The sequence below is a fragment of the Streptomyces fildesensis genome (genome assembly GCF_016107395.1).
Lineage (GTDB): Bacteria > Actinomycetota > Actinomycetes > Streptomycetales > Streptomycetaceae > Actinacidiphila > Actinacidiphila fildesensis.
In genome coordinates, this window is the sequence record NZ_JAAIKO010000195.1 from 1 (window position 1) to 427 (window position 427).

General features: G+C 71.2%; 1 protein-coding gene. It reads left to right on the plus strand.

Annotated features, from left to right (window positions below; translation table 11 throughout):
- Positions 1 to 237: 237 nt before the first annotated feature.
- On the plus strand, positions 238 to 427 hold a 190-nt coding region (locus tag C6N31_RS42560), incomplete at its 3' end, for a universal stress protein (protein ID WP_198359671.1).

Below are 427 nucleotides of genomic sequence, written 5' to 3' on the forward strand. Positions count from 1 at the left end.
GACACCCCCGCACCGGGGCCCGCGCTCCTGGAACGGGTGCGAGGTCAGTTCCGGGAGCACGGCGTGCCGGCCGTGTAGATCGGCGGCAAGGACGTTCGGCCCCCGGAGGGACCTGCAAGGCCCCTCGGTATCCACTCCTGGGCCTGTGAGGCTGGAAGCGAGCGGGCGACCGCACATCACTCCATGGCATCGCGCGACATCCCATCGACCGCGGTCCGACGACTCTCCGGAGGCTCCATGTCCGACACGAGCGCGAACACTTCCGACCGCCCCATCGTGGTGGGCACGGACGGCTCACCGCCCGCCCGGCACGCCGTGCTCGTCGCACTGCGCGAAGCACAGATGCGCGGCACCGGACTGCGGGCTGTCTGTGCCTACGACTACGGGCCCGACCGCTATGCCGGCTACGAGTGGCTGACCGCGTCGG